The sequence below is a fragment of the Kitasatospora sp. NPDC034023 genome (genome assembly GCF_055575795.1).
On the sequence record NZ_JBVIRY010000110.1, the window covers coordinates 1 to 1,438 of the forward strand.

Sequence of the window (1,438 nt, forward strand, 5' to 3'; positions counted from 1 at the left end):
CAATGCCGGTGACTTTGTGGTCTGTGTGTCGTTGGTTGTGGTGTGGCGAGGGTGGGGCAGGTCAAGTCGTGTGCGGGTGAGCGGTTGTCGGATCGGATTGCGATCGGGGTGCTGACGCAGGCGTTTCCGCCGGGTCTGGTCGATGAGGTGATCGCTAAGACCGGGCGGGGTGAGAAGCGCAGTCGTCTGCTGCCGGCGCGGGTGGTGGTGTACTTCGTGCTGGCGATGTGTCTGTTCTTCGGGCAGGGCTACGAGGAGGTCGCCCGGCTGCTGGGCGAGGGGCTCGGGGACGGGCGGCGGTCGTGGCGGGTGCCCACGACCGCCGCGATCGGCCGGGCCCGCCGACGTTTGGGCGTCGAGCCGCTGAAGGTGCTGTTCGCGCGGGTCTGCCGCCCGCTGGCCGTGCCCGAGACGGCGGGTGCCTGGTACCGGCGGTGGCGCGTGGTGGCGGTGGACGGCACCTGCCTGGACCTGGCGGACACCGAGGCCAACACCGAGTTCTTCGGCCGACACGCGTCCGGCCGTGGGGCGAGTGCGTTTCCGCAGGCCAGGCTGGTCGGACTGGCCGAATGCGGCACCCACGCGATGTTCGGCGCGGCCGTCGGCCCGCTCTCGGCCAGTGAGCAGTCACTGTCCCGGCAGCTGTTCACCCGTCTGCAAGAGGGGATGCTGCTGCTGGCCGACCGGGGCTTCTACGGCTTCGAACTGTGGCAGGCCGCCCGGGCCAGCGGAGCGGACCTGCTGTGGCGGGTCCGCTCCAACGCCGCCCTACCGGTCGTGCGGGCCCTGGACGACGGCTCCTACCTCAGCACGGTCCACGCCGAACAGGACCGGAGGAGCCGCCGCAACCCCGTGCTCGTGCGGGTCGTGGAGTACACCCTGGCCCGCACCGGCGACCAGGCCGTCTACCGGCTGGTCACCACCATCCTCGACCCCGAACAGGCACCGGCCCGAGAGCTGGCCGCGCTCTACACCCAGCGATGGGAGATCGAGACCACACTGGACGAGATCAAGACCCACCAGCGCGGCCCCAAACTCGTCCTGCGCTCGAAGTACCCGTGGGGCGTCGAGCAGGAGATCTACGGGCTCCTCCTCGTCCACCATGCCGTCCGGCAGCTGATGCACCAGGCCGCCCTGCACGAGGGCCTGGACCCCGACCGGCTCTCCTTCACCCGCAGCCTGCGGGTCGTACGCCGCCAGGTCCCCGCCCAGGCGGCGCTTTCCCCCCGGCACACTTGCCCGCGCACTCACCCGAACCCTGGCTGAGATCAGCGAACGCCTCTTGCCACCACGGCGTAACCGATCATGCCCACGCGTCATCAAACGCAAGATGTCCAACTGGCCCCTCAAACGGGCCGAACACCGCGACTGGCCACCACCCGCTCCGGCCATCGTCACGATCGCCGGACCGGGCAGGACCTTAAATCACCGGCATTGG

General features: G+C 70.0%; 1 protein-coding gene. It reads left to right on the top strand.

What is annotated here, in order from left to right:
- Positions 1–42: 42 nt before the first annotated feature.
- Positions 43–1,266: an IS4 family transposase gene (locus ACZ52R_RS43475; RefSeq protein ID WP_465626875.1), complete on the top strand. Its 1,224-nt coding sequence runs from the start codon at positions 43–45 to the stop codon at positions 1,264–1,266.
- The last annotated feature ends 172 nt before the right edge of the window (positions 1,267–1,438 follow it).